14 protein-coding genes and 3 rRNA genes are annotated in these 19,786 nt (G+C 68.4%); 6 read left to right on the forward strand and 11 right to left on the reverse strand.

Translation table 11 applies throughout. From position 1 onward, the window contains the following. Nucleotides 1-69: 69 nt before the first annotated feature. Nucleotides 70-417 carry a sterol-binding protein gene (locus tag GXP74_RS30195; protein ID WP_182454387.1) on the forward strand — a complete coding sequence of 116 codons (348 nt, stop codon included), beginning with the start codon at nt 70-72 and terminating at the stop codon, nt 415-417. A gap of 36 nt (nt 418-453) precedes the next feature. Here GXP74_RS30195 and GXP74_RS30200 read toward each other — a convergent pair whose 3' ends face one another. Further along, nucleotides 454-1,497, reverse strand: coding sequence for an HAD-IIA family hydrolase (locus tag GXP74_RS30200; RefSeq protein ID WP_182454388.1), 1,044 nt, complete (start codon nt 1,495-1,497; stop codon nt 454-456). Between the two features lie 13 nt (nt 1,498-1,510). After that, complete coding sequence (locus GXP74_RS30205) at nt 1,511-1,915, reverse strand: tetratricopeptide repeat protein (RefSeq protein WP_225448305.1); 405 nt, start codon at nt 1,913-1,915, stop codon at nt 1,511-1,513. A gap of 126 nt (nt 1,916-2,041) precedes the next feature. Here GXP74_RS30205 and GXP74_RS30210 point away from each other — a divergent pair, with 126 nt between their 5' ends. Then, nucleotides 2,042-3,391 (forward strand): DUF1015 family protein, encoded by a 1,350-nt coding sequence (locus GXP74_RS30210; protein WP_182454390.1) that lies wholly within the window; start codon nt 2,042-2,044, stop codon nt 3,389-3,391. Nucleotides 3,392-3,502: 111 nt separating this feature from the next. On the opposite strand, the gene GXP74_RS30215 is transcribed toward GXP74_RS30210, so the two are convergent. Beyond that, on the reverse strand, nt 3,503-4,372 hold the full coding sequence (locus GXP74_RS30215; RefSeq protein WP_225448702.1) for a hypothetical protein: 870 nt from the start codon (nt 4,370-4,372) through the stop codon (nt 3,503-3,505). Nucleotides 4,373-4,465: 93 nt separating this feature from the next. Between GXP74_RS30215 and GXP74_RS42345 the strand changes: the two genes are divergently transcribed. Beyond that, the gene (locus GXP74_RS42345; RefSeq protein WP_182456989.1) at nt 4,466-5,971 is read left to right on the forward strand and encodes a hypothetical protein; all 1,506 of its coding nucleotides are present in this window, start codon (nt 4,466-4,468) and stop codon (nt 5,969-5,971) included. A gap of 171 nt (nt 5,972-6,142) precedes the next feature. Here GXP74_RS42345 and rrf read toward each other — a convergent pair. The 4 genes from rrf to tyrS form a co-directional block, all read right to left on the reverse strand. Then, nucleotides 6,143-6,258, reverse strand: a 5S ribosomal RNA gene (rrf, locus tag GXP74_RS30225). 113 nt (nt 6,259-6,371) lie between these two features. Continuing rightward, nucleotides 6,372-9,493, reverse strand: a 23S ribosomal RNA gene (locus GXP74_RS30230). A gap of 305 nt (nt 9,494-9,798) precedes the next feature. Next, a 16S ribosomal RNA gene (locus GXP74_RS30235) occupies nt 9,799-11,317 on the reverse strand. Together the 16S, 23S and 5S rRNA genes form the textbook arrangement of a ribosomal RNA operon. A gap of 616 nt (nt 11,318-11,933) precedes the next feature. Beyond that, complete coding sequence (tyrS, locus tag GXP74_RS30240; RefSeq protein WP_182454391.1) at nt 11,934-13,196, reverse strand: tyrosine--tRNA ligase; 1,263 nt, start codon at nt 13,194-13,196, stop codon at nt 11,934-11,936. A 161-nt stretch (nt 13,197-13,357) separates the two neighbouring features. On the opposite strand from tyrS, the gene GXP74_RS30245 reads away from it, so the two are divergent. Continuing rightward, nucleotides 13,358-14,368 (forward strand): Gfo/Idh/MocA family protein, encoded by a 1,011-nt coding sequence (locus GXP74_RS30245; protein WP_182454392.1) that lies wholly within the window; start codon nt 13,358-13,360, stop codon nt 14,366-14,368. A gap of 21 nt (nt 14,369-14,389) precedes the next feature. Here GXP74_RS30245 and GXP74_RS30250 read toward each other — a convergent pair whose 3' ends face one another. Then, a complete protein-coding gene (locus GXP74_RS30250) occupies nt 14,390-15,028 on the reverse strand; it encodes a DNA-3-methyladenine glycosylase (protein ID WP_182454393.1) in 639 nt (212 codons plus the stop codon). 139 nt (nt 15,029-15,167) lie between these two features. Here GXP74_RS30250 and GXP74_RS30255 point away from each other — a divergent pair, with 139 nt between their 5' ends. Together GXP74_RS30255 and GXP74_RS30260 are read left to right on the forward strand one after the other, a co-directional pair. Then, nucleotides 15,168-15,698 carry a YbhB/YbcL family Raf kinase inhibitor-like protein gene (locus GXP74_RS30255; protein WP_182454394.1) on the forward strand — a complete coding sequence of 177 codons (531 nt, stop codon included), beginning with the start codon at nt 15,168-15,170 and terminating at the stop codon, nt 15,696-15,698. Nucleotides 15,699-15,839: 141 nt separating this feature from the next. Continuing rightward, the gene (locus GXP74_RS30260) at nt 15,840-16,340 is read left to right on the forward strand and encodes an HNH endonuclease (RefSeq protein WP_182454395.1); all 501 of its coding nucleotides are present in this window, start codon (nt 15,840-15,842) and stop codon (nt 16,338-16,340) included. 5 nt (nt 16,341-16,345) lie between these two features. Here GXP74_RS30260 and GXP74_RS30265 read toward each other — a convergent pair whose 3' ends face one another. The 3 genes from GXP74_RS30265 to GXP74_RS30275 all read right to left on the reverse strand — a co-directional run bounded on the left by GXP74_RS30265 (nt 16,346) and on the right by GXP74_RS30275 (nt 19,711). Continuing rightward, complete coding sequence (locus GXP74_RS30265; protein ID WP_182454396.1) at nt 16,346-18,535, reverse strand: PQQ-binding-like beta-propeller repeat protein; 2,190 nt, start codon at nt 18,533-18,535, stop codon at nt 16,346-16,348. 89 nt (nt 18,536-18,624) lie between these two features. Further along, nucleotides 18,625-18,918, reverse strand: a complete 294-nt coding sequence (locus GXP74_RS30270) for a 4a-hydroxytetrahydrobiopterin dehydratase (RefSeq protein WP_182454397.1) — start codon at nt 18,916-18,918, stop codon at nt 18,625-18,627. A 34-nt stretch (nt 18,919-18,952) separates the two neighbouring features. Beyond that, nucleotides 18,953-19,711 (reverse strand): sulfite exporter TauE/SafE family protein, encoded by a 759-nt coding sequence (locus tag GXP74_RS30275; protein WP_182454398.1) that lies wholly within the window; start codon nt 19,709-19,711, stop codon nt 18,953-18,955. Nucleotides 19,712-19,786 lie beyond the last annotated feature (75 nt).

Raw genomic sequence — 19,786 nt, forward strand, 5'->3', positions numbered from 1 at the left:
CTGCGGTAGCGTCGCAGGGACCAAAGCCCTCTGCGGCACCATCCGTAGCAACAGGAGCACCCCCGCGCCATGGCGAACTCCGCCGAGTGCCTGGCGGCACTGAACCAGCTCAGCGAGAACCTCGGCAACGCGCAGGGCGACGTCCGCAGCGCCGCCGCCATGGACCGCTCGCTGACCTGCTGGATCACCGACCTCGACCTGACCTTCTCCGGACGCCTCCGGGACGGCCGTATCCAGGACATCACACAGGCGCCCGGCAAGCCGGGGGAACGGGCACAGATCCGGCTCGCCCTGACGGGCGACGACCTGGTGGCACTGGTCGGCGGCCGGATCAACTTCGCCTCGGCCTGGGCGTCCGGACGGGTCAAGCTGGAGGCCGGCATCCGTGACCTGCTCCAGCTGCGCAAGCTGCTCTGAGGTCAGCGGCGGCCGGGCCGAGCAGCTCGGACGGTCTCAGAGCCCGAGTTCGGTCAGCGCCTTCCGCCACTGCGGCCCCTCGCCACCGGAGGAGGCGTCCGCCGCCGCCCAGACCACCGCGCACAGCGCGCGCAGACCGTCGTACGGGTCGTCCCCCCGCTCGTCGAGCAGCACCGCGCCGTCGCCGACCGTCGCCGTCCAGCCGCCGCAGCGGTAGCCGCCGTCCTCATCCGCGACCAGCTCCGGCTGCACCCGCAGCAGCCCGCGCAGGTCCGCCGCCAGGTACGTCGGGCGGTGCTGCTCCGGCGCGTCCGGGAGCTGCTCCGGTGTGCTGACGCCGGTGAAGACCAGCAGGCTGTCCACGCCGCCGTTGAACGCGCCCTCGATGTCGGTGTCCAACCGGTCCCCGACCACCAGCGGGTGCTTCGCGCCGGTGCGGATGATCGTCTCCCGGTGCATCGGCGGCAGCGGCTTGCCCGCGACCTGCGGCTCCACCCCGGTTGCCGCGCGGACCGCCGCGACCAGCGTGCCGTTGCCGGGGGCGGTGCCGCGCGCGGTCGGGATGGTCAGGTCGGTGTTGGAGGCCACCCACGGCAGTCCCTGGGCCACGGCGTAGCCGGCCTCGGACAGCTGCTGCCAGCCGACGCTCGGATCGAAGCCCTGCACCACCGCCACCGGCCCTTCGTCCAGCGAGCGCACCGGCTTCAGCCCGCGCTCCCGCAGCGCCTGGAGCAGGCCCTCGCCGCCGACCACCAGCACCGCCGAGCCGTCCGGCACCAGACCCGCGACCAGCCGCGCGGCGGCCTGCGCGGAGGTGATCACGTCGCCGGGCTCGGCCGGTACGCCCAGCTCGGTCAGGTGGGTGGAGACCGCGTCCGGCGTCCGCGAGGCGTTGTTGGTCACGTACGCCAGCCGCATGCCCTCCGCGCGGGCCTGTGCCAGGACCTCCACGGCGTGGTCGATCGCGTTCGGACCGGCGTAGACCACGCCGTCGAGGTCGAGCAGCGCCGTGTCGTAGCGCCGGTGGAGCGGAAGCGAATCCTCGGTCGGCGATCCGGGAACGTCGGGAAGGTCAGGCATGGGTCCGATCTCTCTACTCGTCCTGGTCCTGCACACCCTTGACCGTACCGAACCCGCCCGCCCGCGCCTTCAGCGTCGCCCGGGTCTGCCGCAACGCCGCCCGGTAGTGCTCGGATTCCGGCCGCATCGCCACCGCCAGCGCCAGATGCACCGCCGACTCCTCGAAGTCACCGGTCCTGGCCGCCGCCAGGCCCCAGCCGAACTGGGCGTAGTCGTCCGACGGGTCGGCCAGCGCCACCGTCCGGAAGCTCTCCAGCGCCGCCGCGTACGATCCGGCGTCGAACTGCGCCCGGGCCAGCGTCTCCCGGATCGCGGTCGAGCCGGGCTCCGCCTCCGCCGCCCGCACCAGCAACTGCACGGCCGCCCCTGGATGGCCGCTCGCCAGCAACTCGCTCCCGCGCCGGAACCAGTCGTACACATCGCCACTAGGAGCACCACTCGGAGTGCCCTCGTCGTGGCGTGCCCGCTCCCACATCTGCGACCCCTCTCCGTCCCCCGACCAATAACCGTCCGATGATCAGTCAACCGCGCGCACCCGGTTAACATGCCCAGAGTGAGCGCAGTCAGTGCAGACGACGCAGAAGAATCCCGGTACGGCGACGCGGGCCGCGTGGCCGCCGCCGGCCTGTCACTCGCCCCTTTCCGCGGCTTGCGTTACGACCCCGGGCGGGTCACCTCGCTGGCCGCGGTCACCTCGCCCCCGTACGACGTGGTGGACGCCGACGGACGGCTCCGCCTGGAGACCGGTGACCCGCACAATGTCGTGCGGCTGATCCTGCCCCGGCCGGAACCCACCGCCGAGAGCGGCTACCGGCGCGCCGCAGCCCTGCTCTCCGCCTGGCAGCGCAGCGGCGTCCTCACCGCCGATCCGGCGCCCGCGCTGTACGTCTACGAGCAGCAGGCCCCGCCCGAGGAGGGCGGCGCCCTGCAGCGCGGCCTGATCGGCGCCCTCGCCGTCAGCGGACCACGGGCCGGGGTGGTACTGCCGCACGAGGAGGTGATGCCCCGCCCGGTCGCCGACCGGGTCGGCCTGATGCGGACCACCAAGGCCAACCTGGAACCGATCCTGCTCACCTACCGGGGCGACGGCACCGCAGCCGAGGTCATCGAGCGGACCGTCGGAACCCCGTCGCTGCTGACCACCACGACCAGCGACGGCACCACCCACCGGCTGTGGTCGGTCACCGACCCGCACGACCTCCGCGTCGTCTCCAGGGACCTCGCCACCTGCCGCGCGCTGATCGCCGACGGACACCACCGCTGGGCGATGTACCTGCGCCTCCAGCGCGAACACCGCTACCTCGCGCACAGCCCCTGGGATCGCGGGCTGGTACTGCTGGTGGACACCGCCCGGTACCCGCTGCGCGTCCGCGCGATCCACCGGGTGCTGCACCGGCTGCCGCTGCGGGACGCCCTGGCCGCCCTCGGGTCCCCCGGCGGCAGCTGGACGGTGACTGACCCGCTACCGGGCCAGGACGCCGCGCTGGCGGCCCAGGACCGTGCCAAGGCCACCGGCCAGAACGCCTTCGTGCTGACCGGAGGCGATGAGTTCCGGCTGGTCACCGGCCCGGACGCGGCCACCCTCGACGCGGCGGTCCCCGCCGACCGGCCGGAGGAGTACCGCCGTCTCGACGCCACCGTGCTGCACTCGGTCCTGCTCGACCGGGTCTGGCGGGTACCCGACTCCCCGGAGCACATCGGCTACGTGCACGACACCGACGCCGCCGTCCGCGAGGCCGCACAGACCGGCGGGACGGCGGTGCTGCTGCATCCGGTGGCCGAGGGCGTGGTCAGGCGCCTGGCGGAGCAGGGCGTGACCATGCCGCGCAAGTCGACCTCGTTCGGGCCGAAGCCCGCCACCGGCCTGGTACTGCGCAGCCTGCTGCTCGGCTGACCCCTGAGGTCGGTCTCCGATCTCCGGCCCCAGGTCTCCCGAAACAACTGAGGCCCGCACCGGAATCCCCGGTACGGGCCTCAGTCGATCAGCTGCGCTCAGCGCCGGACGTCAGGAGCGACGGCCCTGGCCGGGCTCCAGGAAGGGGGCGGCGCTCGGGGGCGCGAAGCCCTCCTCCGCGTCCTCTTCCTCGTCGTCGTCGTAGTAGTCCTCGCCGTGGCCGGACGCGAACTCGCCGTTCTCGTCCTCGTCCTCGTCGTCCTCGACGTCGTCCGCCGCGAGCTCGGTGTCCTGCGCCTCGTCGCTCTTGCCGCTGGGGGCGGCGGTCTCGTCGTCGCCCTCGTCATCGACCTCGATGTCGGGGTCGAGGGTGTCGACGAACTCGATCCCGTCGATCTCGGCCAGGCGCTCGGCGGCGTTGGTCGAACCGTTCTGGTCCGCCTCGGCAGCCTTGGAGAACCAGTCCCTGGCCTCGTCCGCCCGCCCGGCGCCGATCAGCGCGTCGGCGTAGGCGTAGCGCAGGCGCGCCGTCCACGGCTGCACCGAGTGCGAACCGAGCTCGGGGCACTCCAGGGTGACCACAGCGGCGTCGAACTGCTCCATGTCGCTGCGCGCACCGGCCGCGACCAGGCGCATCTCGATCTGCCCGGCCTTGTCCAGCTGCTTGACCTCGGGCGCGCCCGCCATCTCCAGGGCCCGCTCGGGACGTCCCAGACCACGCTCACAGTCCGCCATGACCGGCCACAGCTCAGCCGAACCGGTCATCCGGCGCGAAGCGCGGAACTCGGTCAGCGCCTCGGAGTAGCGCTCGGTCACGTAGGACGCGAACCCGGCCGCCTCGCGGACGGCGGCGACACGGGAGGCCAGCCGCAGCGCGACCCGGGAGTAGGCGTAGGCCTCCTCCGGCTCGCTGTCGAGCAGCCGCGCGACCATCACCAGGTTCTTGGCGACATCGTCGGCCAGCGTCTTCGGCAGGCTCATCAGCTCCTGCCGGACATCGCCGTCGATCTCCTGCCCGGTGACGTCCTCGTCGATCGGCAGCCGGCGAACCGGCTCACTGCGCCGCTCGTCCGCGTGCCCACGGTCCTGGCTGCCGCCACCGGAGCGGTCGTCGCGGCGGAAGCCGCCGCCACCGCTGCTGGGGCGATCGTCGCGGCGCGGGCCACGGTCATCGCGGTTGTAACCGCCGGTGCTGCGCGGACGCTCGTCGCGGTTGAAGCCACCACCACTCGGGCGGTCGTCGCGACGGAAACTGCCGCCACCGCTGCTGGGGCGATCGTCGCGGCGCGGGCCACGGTCGTCCCGGTTGAACCCACCACCGGTACGCGGACGGTCATCGCGGTTGAAACCACTCGGCCGGTCGTCGCGACGGAACCCGCCACCACCAGTGCTGGGGCGGTCATCCCGGCGGAAGCCGCCGCCACCGCTGCTGGGACGGTCGTCGCGGCGCGGGCCACGGTCATCACGGTTGAACCCGCCACCGGTACGCGGACGCTCGTCGCGGTTGAAGCCACCACCACCACTCGGGCGGTCGTCACGACGGAAGCCGCCGCCACCGCTGCTGGGACGGTCATCGCGGCGCGGGCCACGGTCGTCCCGGTTGAACCCACCACCGGTACGCGGACGGTCGTCCCGGTTGTAACCGCCACCACTGGGACGGTCGTCCCGACGCGGGCCACGGTCATCGCGGTTGAACCCGCCGGTGCTGCGGGGGCGGTCGTCACGGTTGAACCCGCCGCCACCACTCGGGCGGTCGTCGCGGCGGAAGCCGCCGCCACCGCTGCTCGGACGGTCATCGCGGCGCGGGCCACGGTCATCGCGGTTGTAACCGCCACCACTGGGACGGTCATCCCGACGCGGGCCACGGTCATCACGGTTGAACCCACCAGTGCTGCGCGGGCGCTCGTCACGGTTGAACCCGCCACCACCACTCGGGCGGTCGTCACGGCGGAAGCCGCCGCCACCGCTGCTCGGACGGTCATCGCGGCGCGGGCCACGGTCATCGCGGTTGTAACCGCCACCACTGGGACGGTCATCCCGACGCGGGCCACGGTCATCACGGTTGAACCCACCAGTGCTACGGGGACGCTCGTCACGGTTGAACCCGCCACCACTCGGGCGATCGTCGCGGCGCGGGCCACGGTCGTCACGGTTGAACCCACCACCGGTACGCGGGCGGTCATCCCGGTTGTAGCTGCCACCGCCGCTGCTCGGACGGTCGTCGCGGCGCGGCGCGCGGTCATCGCGGTTGTAGCTGCCGCCACCGCTGCTGGGGCGGTCGTCGCGGCGCGGTCCACGGTCGTCGCGGTTGTAACCGCCACCACTGGGACGGTCGTCGCGACGGGGGCCACGGTCATCGCGGTTGAACCCGCCGGTGCTGCGCGGGCGGTCATCGCGGTTGTAGCTGCCACCACCACTGCTCGGACGGTCGTCGCGGCGCGGCGCGCGGTCGTCGCGGTTGTAGCCGCCGCCACGGGAGTCACGCCGGCCAGCGCCGCCCCCAGCACCCTGCGGTCCGTCGCCCGAACGGCGCTCTGGGCGGCTCTGAGGGGGGTTCGACATCGACTCGACTCCTTCTGATCACTGAAACATCCTGACGTCGGCCATCCAGGCTCGACCGCCATCCCACCATTGTCCCGCACTCCACCAACTAGTGCGCACGGGTGACGTGCCCATGCCCGGGCACGTCAGTTCACCAAAACAAAAAGCCGCGGCCCCAGCGAATCGCTGGGGCCGCGGCTCTGAATGATTGTTCGGCGGCGTCCTACTCTCCCACAGGGTCCCCCTGCAGTACCATCGGCGCTATGAGGCTTAGCTTCCGGGTTCGGGATGTTACCGGGCGTTTCCCTCACGCTATGACCACCGAAACCCTATCGGGTGTTCAGCGAACACTCTCTTCAATTGTGATGTGTCGAAAGAATCGACACGTTCACCGGGATTGTTCGCAACCCGGGAACTGTACAGTGGACGCGTAGCAACTATGGACAAGCCCTCGGCCTATTAGTACCGGTCAGCTCCACCCCTCACAGGGCTTCCACATCCGGCCTATCAACCCAGTCGTCTACTGGGAGCCTTAACCACTCAAGGTGGTGGGAGCCCTCATCTCGAAGCAGGCTTCCCGCTTAGATGCTTTCAGCGGTTATCCCTCCCGAACGTAGCCAACCAGCCATGCCCTTGGCAGGACAACTGGCACACCAGAGGTTCGTCCGTCCCGGTCCTCTCGTACTAGGGACAGCCCTTCTCAAGACTCCTACGCGCGCAGCGGATAGGGACCGAACTGTCTCACGACGTTCTAAACCCAGCTCGCGTACCGCTTTAATGGGCGAACAGCCCAACCCTTGGGACCTACTCCAGCCCCAGGATGCGACGAGCCGACATCGAGGTGCCAAACCATCCCGTCGATATGGACTCTTGGGGAAGATCAGCCTGTTATCCCCGGGGTACCTTTTATCCGTTGAGCGACGGCGCTTCCACAAGCCACCGCCGGATCACTAGTCCCTGCTTTCGCACCTGCTCGACCCGTCGGTCTCACAGTCAAGCTCCCTTGTGCACTTACACTCAACACCTGATTGCCAACCAGGCTGAGGGAACCTTTGGGCGCCTCCGTTACATTTTAGGAGGCAACCGCCCCAGTTAAACTACCCACCAGACACTGTCCCTGATCCGGATCACGGACCCAGGTTAGACATCCAGCACGACCAGAGTGGTATTTCAACGACGACTCCACAACCACTGGCGTGGCCGCTTCAAAGTCTCCCACCTATCCTACACAAGCCGAACCGAACACCAATATCAAGCTATAGTAAAGGTCCCGGGGTCTTTCCGTCCTGCTGCGCGAAACGAGCATCTTTACTCGTAATGCAATTTCACCGGGCCTATGGTTGAGACAGTCGAGAAGTCGTTACGCCATTCGTGCAGGTCGGAACTTACCCGACAAGGAATTTCGCTACCTTAGGATGGTTATAGTTACCACCGCCGTTTACTGGCGCTTAAGTTCTCAGCTTCGCCAGGTCGAAACCAAGCTAACCGGTCCCCTTAACGTTCCAGCACCGGGCAGGCGTCAGTCCGTATACATCGCCTTACGGCTTCGCACGGACCTGTGTTTTTAGTAAACAGTCGCTTCTCGCTGGTCTCTGCGGCCGGCCACAGCTCAAGGAGCAAGTCCCATCACCACAACCGGCCCCCCTTCTCCCGAAGTTACGGGGGCATTTTGCCGAGTTCCTTAACCATAGTTCACCCGAACGCCTCGGTATTCTCTACCTGACCACCTGAGTCGGTTTGGGGTACAGGCCGCCATGAAACTCGCTAGAGGCTTTTCTCGACAGCATAGGATCATCCACTTCACCACAATCGGCTCGGCATCAGGTCTCAGACTATATGTGAGGCGGATTTGCCTACCTCACGTCCTACACCCTTACCCCGGGACAACCACCGCCCGGGCTGGACTACCTTCCTGCGTCACCCCATCGCTCACCTACTACCCTGTTGGATCAGCGGCTCCACCACTCCTCTTCACCCGAAGGATCCGAGACGGCTTCACGGCCTTAGCATCCAGAGGTTCGACGTTGGCGCTTCAAAGCGGGTACGGGAATATCAACCCGTTGTCCATCGACTACGCCTGTCGGCCTCGCCTTAGGTCCCGACTTACCCTGGGCAGATCAGCTTGACCCAGGAACCCTTGGTCAATCGGCGCAAGAGTTTCCCACTCTTGTATCGCTACTCATGCCTGCATTCTCACTCGTATACCGTCCACGACTGGCTTCCGCCGCCGCTTCACCCGGCACACGACGCTCCCCTACCCATCACAGCCCCCGTTAGGAGTTAAGCTGCAATGACACGGCTTCGGCGGTGTACTTGAGCCCCGCTACATTGTCGGCGCGGAATCACTTGACCAGTGAGCTATTACGCACTCTTTAAAGGGTGGCTGCTTCTAAGCCAACCTCCTGGTTGTCTCTGCGACTCCACATCCTTTCCCACTTAGCACACGCTTAGGGGCCTTAGCCGGTGTTCTGGGCTGTTTCCCTCTCGACCATGGAGCTTATCCCCCACAGTCTCACTGCCGCGCTCTCACTTACCGGCATTCGGAGTTTGGCTAAGGTCAGTAACCCGGTGGGGCCCATCGCCTATCCAGTGCTCTACCTCCGGCAAGAAACACACGACGCTGCACCTAAATGCATTTCGGGGAGAACCAGCTATCACGGAGTTTGATTGGCCTTTCACCCCTAACCACAGGTCATCCCCCAGGTTTTCAACCCTGGTGGGTTCGGTCCTCCACACGGTCTTACCCGCGCTTCAACCTGCCCATGGCTAGATCACTCCGCTTCGGGTCTTGGGCGCGCTACTCAACCGCCCTATTCGGACTCGCTTTCGCTACGGCTACCCCACACGGGTTAACCTCGCAACACACCGCAAACTCGCAGGCTCATTCTTCAAAAGGCACGCAGTCACGACAACATGTGCAAGCACACGCTGCGACGCTCCCACGGCTTGTAGGCACACGGTTTCAGGTACTATTTCACTCCGCTCCCGCGGTACTTTTCACCATTCCCTCACGGTACTGTCCGCTATCGGTCACTAGGGAATATTTAGGCTTAGCGGGTGGTCCCGCCAGATTCACACGGAATTTCTCGGGCTCCGTGCTACTTGGGAGTTGTACAAGCAAGCCGTACAGATTTCGTCTACGGGGGTCTTACCCTCTACGCCGGACCTTTCGCATGTCCTTCGACTACCCATACGGTTTCTGACTCGCCCAGCCGCCGGCAGACGACTGAAGTACAATCCCACGACCCCGAAGTGGCAACCCCTGCCGGGTATCACACCACAACGGTTTAGCCTCATCCGATTTCGCTCGCCACTACTCTCGGAATCACGGTTGTTTTCTCTTCCTGCGGGTACTGAGATGTTTCACTTCCCCGCGTTCCCTCCACACTGCCTATGTGTTCAGCAGCGGGTGACAGCCCATGACGACTGCCGGGTTTCCCCATTCGGACACCCCCGGATCAAAGCTCGGTTGACAGCTCCCCGGGGCCTATCGCGGCCTCCCACGTCCTTCATCGGTTCCTAGTGCCAAGGCATCCACCGTGCGCCCTTAAAAACTTGGCCACAGATGCTCGCGTCCACTGTGCAGTTCTCAAGCAACGACCAACCACCCATCACCCCCACACCAAACGGCGTGAAGTTCACTGGGGTCGGCGTCTGAAGACCAGCCATACGGCCGCGCCCTCAGGACCCAACAACGTGCCCGACACAACCAACCAACCACCGCTTTCCACGCGCCGAAGCGCAGTACTAACCATGACCAACTGATCGTGCCGAATAGTCAACGTTCCACCCATGAGCTACCAGCACCGAACATTCGCCGATGAACTGGCCTCTGCCCGACCGAAGCCAGGAGAAGTGCTCCTTAGAAAGGAGGTGATCCAGCCGCACCTTCCGGTACGGCTACCTTGTTACGACTTCGTCCCAATCGCTGGTCCCACCTTCGACAGCTCCTTCCCTTACGGGTTAGGCCACCGGCTTCGGGTGTTACCGACTTTCGTGACGTGACGGGCGGTGTGTACAAGGCCCGGGAACGTATTCACCGCAGCAATGCTGATCTGCGATTACTAGCAACTCCGACTTCATGGGGTCGAGTTGCAGACCCCAATCCGAACTGAGACCGGCTTTTTGAGATTCGCTCCACCTCGCGGTATCGCAGCTCATTGTACCGGCCATTGTAGCACGTGTGCAGCCCAAGACATAAGGGGCATGATGATTTGACGTCGTCCCCACCTTCCTCCGAGTTGACCCCGGCAGTCTCCTGTGAGTCCCCGGCATAACCCGCTGGCAACACAGAACGAGGGTTGCGCTCGTTGCGGGACTTAACCCAACATCTCACGACACGAGCTGACGACAACCATGCACCACCTGTATACCGACCACAAGGGGGCGACCATCTCTGGCCGTTTCCGGTATATGTCAAGCCTTGGTAAGGTTCTTCGCGTTGCGTCGAATTAAGCCACATGCTCCGCTGCTTGTGCGGGCCCCCGTCAATTCCTTTGAGTTTTAGCCTTGCGGCCGTACTCCCCAGGCGGGGAACTTAATGCGTTAGCTGCGGCGCGGACCACGTGGAATGTGACCCACACCTAGTTCCCAACGTTTACGGCGTGGACTACCAGGGTATCTAATCCTGTTCGCTCCCCACGCTTTCGCTCCTCAGCGTCAGTAATGGCCCAGAGATCCGCCTTCGCCACCGGTGTTCCTCCTGATATCTGCGCATTTCACCGCTACACCAGGAATTCCGATCTCCCCTACCACACTCTAGCCTGCCCGTATCGAATGCAGACCCGGAGTTAAGCCCCGGGCTTTCACATCCGACGCGACAAGCCGCCTACGAGCTCTTTACGCCCAATAATTCCGGACAACGCTCGCACCCTACGTATTACCGCGGCTGCTGGCACGTAGTTAGCCGGTGCTTCTTCTGCAGGTACCGTCACTTGCGCTTCTTCCCTGCTGAAAGAGGTTTACAACCCGAAGGCCGTCATCCCTCACGCGGCGTCGCTGCATCAGGCTTTCGCCCATTGTGCAATATTCCCCACTGCTGCCTCCCGTAGGAGTCTGGGCCGTGTCTCAGTCCCAGTGTGGCCGGTCGCCCTCTCAGGCCGGCTACCCGTCGTCGCCTTGGTAGGCCATTACCCCACCAACAAGCTGATAGGCCGCGGGCTCATCCCAGATCGCCGGAGCTTTCCACGCACACCCCATGCGGAGATGCGTCATATCCGGTATTAGCACCGGTTTCCCGGTGTTGTCCCAGAATCTGGGGCAGATTGCCCACGTGTTACTCACCCGTTCGCCACTGATCCACCCCGAAGGGCTTCACCGTTCGACTTGCATGTGTTAAGCACGCCGCCAGCGTTCGTCCTGAGCCAGGATCAAACTCTCCGTGAATGATTACCCGTAATCGGGTCACCACACGCGTTGAGCGGCACAGCAACCGGCGGAATAGCCGATCCCGTGCACTGCGTCCTCGCTAGTGTTTTGTGCATCAAAGGAACCTCGTCCGATCAACGGACGGGGTATCAACATATCTGGCGTTGACTTTTGGCACGCTGTTGAGTTCTCAAGGAACGGACGCTTCCTTCAAGACCCTTTCACCGGTCTCTCCGGGCGCTTCGTTCTTCGTTCTAAACCTTAGCAGATCCGAATCCCCCGGCGAACCAGGTTGTTTTCGTTTCCACCACCCGCCGGAGCGGGCTTGTCGCTCAGCGACCCGCACTACGTTACCGCATATTCCGAACACCGGAAAATCGGTCACCTATTCGCACGTCAATTGAACCCCCGAGCGCCGACGGAAATGCCGGTACCAGGTGGACCAAATAGAGTGGGTGAAGAGGCTTCTGAGTGTGTGGCCACGTGAGGACCGCTGCTGCGAGACGATGCCCCGTACAACGCAACGATCCGAATCAAGCGACTCGCCCAACACTAGACGGTCGTGTGCTCCACGTCAAACATCCGTGGCGAAGATCTTTTGGACCTTCGCCACGGATGTCCCGAGCCGGGTGTGTCAGCCCGTCAGTTCCACTGCTGCCAGGCTGCGCTTGCCCCGGCGGAGCAGCAGCCAGCGGCCGTGGAGCAGGTCGGCGGACGTGGCCGCCGCCTCCTCGTCGGTCACCTTGGCGTTGTTCAGGTAGGCGCCGCCCTCCTTCACCGCGCGGCGCGCGGCGGACTTGCTGGTCACCAGCCCGGTGGCGACGAACAGGTCGACCAGCGAACCGAGTTCGGACACCTTCGCGGTCGGCAGCTCGGCGGTGGCGGCGGCCAGGGTGGGTGCGTCGAGGTCGGCCAGGTCGCCCTGGCCGAACAGGGCGCGGGAGGCGGCGACCGCGCGGGCCAGCTGCTCCTCGCCGTGGACCAGGGTGGTGAGCTCCTCGGCCAGCGCGCGCTGGGCGGCGCGGGCGGCCGGCTGCTCGGCGGTGAGCCGTTCCAGCTCGGCGATCTCCTCCTGGGTACGGAAGGAGAAGATGCGCAGGTAGTTCGCTACGTCCCGGTCGTCGGCGTTGAGCCAGAACTGGTAGAAGGCGTACGGGGTGGTCAGCTCCGGGTCGAGCCAGATGGTTCCGGTCTCGGTCTTGCCGAACTTGGTGCCGTCCGCCTTGACGATCAGCGGGGTTCCCAGCGCGTGCACGGACTTGCCGTCGGCCTTGCGGATCAGCTCGGTACCGGCGGTGAGGTTGCCCCACTGGTCACTGCCGCCGGTCTGCAGGGTGCAGCCGTAGCGGCGGTTGAGCTCCAGGTAGTCCATGCCCTGGAGCACCTGGTAGCTGAACTCGGTGTAGCTGATCCCGGCGTCGGAGTTGAGCCGCCTGGCGACGGCCTCCTTGGCGATCATGGTGTTGACCCGGAAGTACTTGCCGATGTCACGCAGCAGGCTGATCGCCGACAGGCCCGACGTCCAGTCCAGGTTGTTGACGATGCGCGCCGCGTACGGGCCCTCGAAGTCGAGGAAGCGTTCGAACTGGGTGCGGAAGCGGGTGGCCCAGGCCGCGACGGTCTCGGGGTCGTTCAGCGTCCGCTCGGAGGTGGGGCGCGGGTCGCCGATCAGGCCCGTCGCGCCGCCGGCCAGGGGCAGCGGGAAGTTCCCGGCGTCCTGGATGCGGCGCATGGTGAGCAGCTGCACCAGGTTGCCCATGTGCAGGCTGGGAGCCGTCGGGTCGAAACCGCAATAGAACGTGACCGGGCCGTCCGCGAATGCCTTGCGCAGTGCGTCCTCGTCGGTGGACAGGGCGATCAGCCCACGCCATTTCAGCTCGTCGACGATGTCCGTCACGGTCTCGCTTCTCCTTAGTTCCAGGGATACCAGCAGTTCCAGGGATACCAGCGGGCAGCTGGGCGTGAGCCCAGCGTGTCCGAGGGTACGGGGTGAACGCCAATCCATTACGCTGCGGCCCCGGCATCCGGGCCGTCCCCCGGGGAACACGAGGTGTCCGAATGACCCAGCTCCGCATCGGCGTCCTGGGCGCCGCCCGGATCGCCCCCTCCGCTCTGGTGCGTCCGGCGGCGCGGCTGCCGGAGGTCGTCGTCGGCGCGGTCGCGGCGCGCGATCCCGAGCGGGCGCGGCGCTTCGCCGCCAAGCACGGGATCGGCACGGTCCACCACGACTACCAGGCGCTGCTGGACGACCCCGACCTGGACGCCGTGTACAACCCGCTGCCGAACGGCCTGCACGCGCAGTGGACGCTGAGGGCGCTGGCGGCGGGCAAGCACGTGCTGTGCGAGAAGCCGTTCACCGCCAATGCCACGGAGGCCCGCGCCGTCGCCGACGCCGCGGCGGCCTCCGGGCTGGTGGCGATGGAGGCCTTCCACTACCGCTACCACCCGATGGCGGCCCGGATGCGGGAGATCGTCGACAGCGGCGAGCTGGGCGAGATCCGCAGCGTGCGGACGGCGATGTGCTTCCCGCTGCCGGTGTTCGGCGACATCCGCTACAGCTATCCGCTGGGCGGCGGCGCGATGATGGACGGCGGCTGCTACGCCCTGCACCTGCTGCGGCTGCTCGCCGGTGAGGCCGCCGGGGGCCCGCCGGAGGTACTGAGCGCCCGGGCGGTGCTGCGCGCGCCGGAGGTCGACCGGGCGATGACCGCCGAGCTGCGCTTCCCCAACGGGGCGAGCGGGGCGCTCACCGCCTCGTTGTGGTCGCGGCGGCTGCTGGACTTCGGCGCGACGGTCCGCGGTGACCGGGGCGAGCTGCGGGTGGTCAACTACCTGGCCCCGCAGCTGTGGAACCGGCTGACGGTGCGCACCCGGGGCGGGGTGCGTCGGGAGCGGGTGCACGGCGGCCCGACCTACGGGTACCAGCTGCGGGCCTTCGCCGAGGCGGTGCTGCGCGGCGGCCCGGTGCTCACCCCGGCCGCGGACGCGGTGGTGACCATGGGCCTGATCGACGACATCTACCGCGCGGCCGGGCTGCGCCCGCGCGGCAACCCCGCCCAGGTGGGCTGAGCCGGAGCAGGCCCAGCCGGGCTAGGACGTCCGGGGTGGGCGGGTGCGCGGGGTGTGCCGCCGGTAGGGGCTGACCGTCGGGTCGTCCGCCACCCAGAACCGCCAGGGCGTCTCGTGTCCCTTGGACACGCCCGTGCGCGGCCCGCTGCGGATCGCGTCGGCCGGGCAGGGAACGCCCTGGTGCACGGTGACCGCCGCTCCGGGCGCGCAGACGTCGGTGCCGTCGAGGCCGCGGTCGAAGTCCAGGGACAGCGCGAGCCGCCCCGGGCCCTTCGCCAGTTCCTGCGGGCGGCGGGCGTTCGGCCGCCGGGCGGCGGCCAGCGCCTGCCCGTGGATCACCTCCCCCGCCCGGACGAGTACCGCCTGGCACTCGCCGTCCGCGCCGCAGACCAGGTTGGCGGCGTGGTGCATGCCGTAGACCCAGTAGACGTAGAGGTGCCCGGGCGGTCCGAACATGGTGGCGTTGCGCGGGGTCGGCCCCCGGTAGCCGTGCGAGGCCGGGTCCAGCTCCCCCTCGTAGGCCTCGACCTCGGTGATCCGCAGGGCGACCTCGCCCTCGGGATCACGCCGGACCAGCACCCGGCCCAGCAGCTCCGGGGCGACCAGCCGGGCCGGACGGGCGAAGAACGCGCGGGGCACCAGGCCGCCGACGTCGGACATGCTCGCTACCCCTTCGGTGGACGGGCTTCGAGCGTAGTCGAAGGAGAAACGCCGCCCGCGCAATCCAGGCGGCACCGGGAACGGCACGGCCTGGATAGTGTGGGCGGCGGAAGCATCCCCCATCCAGGAGGTTGACGAAGTGTCGGAGTCCAAGCGGCGTCCCCTTCCGCACGACTACCATCCGCCGGTCCCCGAGTTCACGGTCACCAGTACCGACTTCAGCGCCGGCGGGACGCTTCCGGACGCGCACGTCTACGCCGCCGGGAACCTCTCGCCGCAGCTGAGCTGGTCCGGCGCGCCGGCCGGCACCAAGAGCTACGCGGTCACCTGCTACGACCCGGACGCGCCGACCGGCAGCGGTTTCTGGCACTGGTCGGTGTTCGACATCCCGGCGGAGGTCACCGAGCTGCCGACGGGGGCCGGGAGCGGTGACTTCAAGGGGCTGCCGAGCGGCGCCGTGCAGGTCCGCAACGACTACGGGACCAGGGACTTCGGCGGCGCCGCGCCGCCGCCCGGCGACGGCCCGCACCGCTACGTCTTCACCGTCTACGCCGTGGACCAGGAGAAGCTGGGCCCGGACGCCGACGTCTCCCCCGCCGTGGTCGGCTTCAACCTGCGCTTCCACGCGGTGGGCCGGGCCCAGCTGATCGCGGAGTACGAGAACAGCTGAGCGGCCGCACCACCGCCGAGCGGGACCGCGAGGGGAACCCGTAACCCGGTGGCCACCGGAAATTGCGTTGTCTGCGGACCGTACCGCCCTCACAGTGGGATCACCGCCGTGGGGGCGGGCATGGTAGCGGAGGTGGTCGGGATGCGCAGTTCACTGGTACTCAACGCCGGATACGAGCCGCTGTCGGCGGTGTCGGTGCAGCGCGCGGTGGTGCTGGTACTCCAGGAGAAGGCCCTGGTCGAACACGCGCACCCGGTGTTCCGGGTCCGGGCGGCCTCGGTGGAGCTGCCACTGCCGCGGGTGATCAGGCTGCGCCGGTACGTGCGGGTGCCGTTCCGACAACGGGCGCCGTGGTCGCGTCGCGGGGTGCTCGTCCGCGACAGCCACCGGTGCGCGTACTGCGGACGGCGCGGAACGACCGTGGACCACGTGCAGCCGCGCTCGCGCGGCGGCGGTGACACCTGGCTGAACACCGTCGCCGCCTGCGCCGCGTGCAACCACCGCAAGGCGGACCGGACGCCGGAGCAGGCCGGGATGGCCCTGCTGTTCAGCCCGTTCGAGCCGACACCGGAGGCCACCCTGATGCAGGCACTGGGCGTGAGCCTGGACGAGCTGCCGGACTGGCTGCCGCTGCCCGCCTGAGCGGGTCAGCTGGTGCTGCCGCCCGAGAACAGCGTCGCCGCCGTGCTGTAGGTACTGGTGAACTCGGGCAGCACGGCCACCTCGCTGCCCTGGAACAGCACCCGGCCCGCGGTCAGCAGTGAGCCGGTGGACTGCGGGAACCCGCCGCCCGCGGTCTCCTTGCCGGTGACCAGGTCGAAGTGGCTGAGCCGGGCGGGCTGGCCGATGCGCTCCTCGGTGGCGACGACCGCACCCGAGCCGTCCACGCCGACCAGCGCGGACTGGCCCTTCTCGGACGGCGCCGTCTGCCACAGCTGCTTGCCGCTGACCAGGTCGAAGGCGGTGACCACTCCGGAGGACGACACCGCCGAGGTGGCGCCGCCGCCCGCGCCGGTGGTGGTCGGGTTGAGCTCGGCCAGCAGCGTGCTGCCGGTGAAGAACAGCGCCGGATCCGGGTCGAAGCTGCCGTGCAGCGAGTCCAGCAGGCCACCGACCTGGGCCACCGGGATGGTCGCCTGGCTGTCGCCCTGGGTGCTGAAGGACATCAGCGTGTCCTGGGTCGAGTTGGTCATGTGCACGGACACCACGGCCGGGGTAGCCGAGAGCACCGTGTACGAGGCCGCGGTCTCCGGCAGGCCGCGCCACCAGCTGAGCTTGCCGGTGGCGGACGACAGCGAGAGCACCTGCTGCTTGGGATTGGTGTCGGCGCAGGTGCTCTGCAGCAGCAGCGTCCCGGCGGTGCCGTTGCCGATCAGGGCGCAGTACTTGCCGGGACCGGCGTAGGACCAGCTCTGCTTGCCGGTGGCGACGTCGTAGCCGGTGGCGGCGCCGCCGGTGACGCCGACCAGCTGGGTGTCGCTGACCATCACCGAGGTCGGGGTGGTGGTCGAGCCGCCGGGCAGGGTCACCGTCCACTTCGCCTTGCCGGTGCCGGTGTCCACGGCGACCAGCAGCGTGCAGGCCTGGCCGGTGCCCGGCTTGGCCTGGAACAGCACCGCGCCCACGCCACTGGCGTCCACCGTGGACGACATCGCGCAGGGCACCGCGCCGGTGACCGGCGGGGCGACGGTCCACAGCACGCTGCCGCCGGTACCGCTGTAGGCGGTGACGCCCATGCCGTCGCCGCGCACCACGGCGTTGCTCAGCAGCCAGGAGCCGACCAGGCCGTCGTTGCTGCCCTTGACCGAACCGGCGTCGGCGGGCGCGGCCCAGGCCTTGGTGTGCGCGGTGGTGAGGTCCACCGAGGGCGCGCTGGCGGTCGTCGGCGCCGGCTTGCTGCCGCCCGATCCGCCGCCCGCGACCGCGAATCCGGCCACACCGAGGACGACCAGGGCGGCCGCGCCGAGGGCGGCCCGGACTATGAAGGTCTTCCGGTCGGTGTCCGGGGCACGGCCGGTGGCGGCGGCGACCAGCCGCGCGAGCGGGTTGCCCCCGGCCTCCGCGCCGTTCTCCCCCGCGGCTGTACCGGCTGCCCCGGCGCCCTGGCCGCGCGCCGAGCGGCGGCCGGAGCGCCCGCCGGTCACGGCGGTGGACCCGCCCGCGGCGGCCTGGTCGGCGACCGGGAAATCACCGGAGGCGGAGGCGGGAGCGGGAACGCCGTCCGGCTGCTGCTGGTACATCTCGGCGGCGGACCAGGTCGCGGTGGACTCGCTCGGCTGCTCCGAGCCCCCGGCCCGCGTGCCGGGGTCGCCGAAGGCGGAGTCGCCGAAGGCGGGGTCACCGAAGGCGGAGTCACCGAAGGCGGGCTCGGCCCCGGACTGGTAGCCGCCGCCGTCGTACTCCGCCCCCGTGTACGGCTGCCCGGGGACGTACGCCGCGTAGGACTGCTCGGCCGGGTGGGGCTGCTCGGGGGCGTAGGACTGCTCGGCGGGGTAGGGCTGCTCCGGGGGGTACTGCTGCTGGCCCGGGTACTCGGTGTAGCCCTGGTAGCCGGAGTAGTCGTACCCGGCCGACTGGTCCGGCTGGGGGTAGCCGGGCTGCTGGTCGTAGTCGTAGCCGCCCTGCTGCCCCTGGCCGTAGTCACCCTGGCTGTAGTCACCCTGGCCGTACTCGCCCTCGCCCTGACCGTAGCCCGGCGTCTGCCCGTAGCCGGGCTGTTCGTACCCGGTCGGGCCGTAGCCCGGCTGCTGCTCGTGGGCGGGCTGCTGCTGGCCCTGTTCCTGCGCCGATTGGCCGTCAGGGCCCCAGTACTGGCCGTAGTCGGGTTCGCTTGCCATGGCTCCGTCTGCTCCCGCCGCCTTCACGATTCGCGAGCCAGCATCTCACGGACGCCGGGGCGTCCCGTCCGCCGCAGCCGTCGCCGGGCTCACAGCTCGGCGCCCGCCAGGGTGTCGATCCGACCGGCGAGGTCCAGGTCAAGGCTGGTGAGGCCGCCTGCCGAGTGGGTGCTGAGGGAGAAGTTCAGGGTGCGCCAGCGGATGTCGATGTCGGGGTGGTGGTTCATCGACTCGGCGGTCTCGGCGACGGCCACGACCAGCCGGATCGCCGCCGGGAAGTCCTCGGCCACCACGCTCCGTTGCAGCGTGTCACCCTCGCGGTGCCAGGCGGGCAGGGTCCGCAGAGCGTCCGTCAGTTGTTGGTCGGTCAGTCGTTCGGGCATCGGCCTGCTCCTGGCGCTCGGGGACATGTCCCGGTCAGCCAATCAGAAGTTTGGCGATCGCGGTGAGACCCACGACGACAATCAGGCCACGCAGTACCGCCGGCGGCAGGCGGCGGCCGACCCGGGAGCCGATCTGGCCCCCGATCACCGAGCCCCCGGCGATCAGCAGCGCGGCCGTCCAGTCGATGTGCGCCTCGATCACGAAGATGATCGCGGCGACCCCGTTGACCACCGTGGCCAGGATGTTCTTGGTGGCGTTGATCCGCTGCAGGTCGTCGTTGAGCAGCAGGCCCATCAGTCCGAGCAGCAGCACGCCCTGGGCCGCGCCGAAGTAGCCGCCGTAGATGCCGGTGGCGAAGACGCCGAGCAGCAGGCCCACCCCGCCGTCGGCGCGGACCGGCCCGGTGCGGCGGGCGGCGACGGTCCTGGCGAGCCACGGCTGGAGCACCACCAGCAGCAGCGCGATCCCGATCAGCACCGGAACGATGGCCTGGAAGGCGTCGGCGGGCAGGATCAGCAGCAGCACCGCGCCGAGGGTGCCGCCGAGCAGCGAGGCGGTGCCGAGGCGGAGCAGCCGGTCGCGCTGCCCGACCAGCTCCCGGCGGTAGCCGTAGCCGCCGCTGATCGAACCGGGGACCAGGCCGAGGGTGTTGGAGACGTTGGCGGTGACCGGCGGCAGGCCGACCGCGAGCAGCACCGGGAAGGTGAGCAGGGTTCCGGAGCCGACGATGGTGTTGATCGTCCCGGCGCCGATCCCGGCGGCGAAGACGCCGAAGGCCTCCCAGGGTGACATGGCCGTGCCCCTTCGCTCGCGTTTCGTCTGCAGTGCGATCATGCACGACTGTTCGGGGCGAAGGGGCAGCGGTAT

It is taken from the genome of Streptacidiphilus sp. P02-A3a, assembly GCF_014084105.1.
Lineage (GTDB): Bacteria > Actinomycetota > Actinomycetes > Streptomycetales > Streptomycetaceae > Streptacidiphilus.

Excerpts from the sequence above, each read along its gene's own strand:
- GXP74_RS30275 (WP_182454398.1), bottom strand. The coding sequence starts at position 19,711 with ATGTCACCCTGGGAGGCCTTCGGCGTCTTCGCCGCCGGGATCGGCGCC.
- GXP74_RS30195 (WP_182454387.1), top strand. The coding sequence starts at position 70 with ATGGCGAACTCCGCCGAGTGCCTGGCGGCACTGAACCAGCTCAGCGAG.
- GXP74_RS30200 (WP_182454388.1), bottom strand. The coding sequence starts at position 1,497 with ATGCCTGACCTTCCCGACGTTCCCGGATCGCCGACCGAGGATTCGCTT.
- GXP74_RS30270 (WP_182454397.1), bottom strand. The coding sequence starts at position 18,918 with ATGCCCGAACGACTGACCGACCAACAACTGACGGACGCTCTGCGGACC.
- GXP74_RS30260 (WP_182454395.1), top strand. The coding sequence starts at position 15,840 with ATGCGCAGTTCACTGGTACTCAACGCCGGATACGAGCCGCTGTCGGCG.
- GXP74_RS30245 (WP_182454392.1), top strand. The coding sequence starts at position 13,358 with ATGACCCAGCTCCGCATCGGCGTCCTGGGCGCCGCCCGGATCGCCCCC.
- GXP74_RS30250 (WP_182454393.1), bottom strand. The coding sequence starts at position 15,028 with ATGTCCGACGTCGGCGGCCTGGTGCCCCGCGCGTTCTTCGCCCGTCCG.
- GXP74_RS30210 (WP_182454390.1), top strand. The coding sequence starts at position 2,042 with ATGCCCAGAGTGAGCGCAGTCAGTGCAGACGACGCAGAAGAATCCCGG.
- GXP74_RS30215 (WP_225448702.1), bottom strand. The coding sequence starts at position 4,372 with ATGAGCCTGCCGAAGACGCTGGCCGACGATGTCGCCAAGAACCTGGTG.
- GXP74_RS30265 (WP_182454396.1), bottom strand. The coding sequence starts at position 18,535 with ATGGCAAGCGAACCCGACTACGGCCAGTACTGGGGCCCTGACGGCCAA.